Source organism: Streptomyces tricolor, assembly GCF_002155905.1.
Lineage (GTDB): Bacteria > Actinomycetota > Actinomycetes > Streptomycetales > Streptomycetaceae > Streptomyces > Streptomyces tricolor.
In genome coordinates this window covers 267-536 of sequence record NZ_MUMF01000824.1, presented here as the reverse complement: position 1 = coordinate 536, position 270 = coordinate 267, and the positions used below count along the sequence as shown (strand labels likewise).

The 270-nt window shown below is 75.2% G+C and carries 1 pseudogene; it reads right to left on the bottom strand.

Annotated elements, in window-relative coordinates:
• Positions 1-270, bottom strand: a pseudogene (locus CCN44_RS47005) (MFS transporter); the annotation flags it as partial.

Here is a 270-nt window from a genome sequence, read left to right as displayed (position 1 = left end):
CCAGGCCGAAGCCGAGCAGCACGAAGCCGGCCAGCAGCAGCGGCGGGTTGTCGGCGGCGCCCATCGCGGTCAGCGTCAGCACCGCGGCGGCCGTCAGACAGAAGCCGAAGCACACCATGCGGCGCGGGCCGAAGCGGCGCAGCATGCGCGCGCCCGCCAGGCCCGCCGCCATGGCCGCGACGGTCAGGGGCAGCAGCCGCAGGCCGGTCTCCAGCGGGGACAGGCCCAGCACCAGCTGCAGATACTGCGCGGCGATCAGCTCCAGGCCGA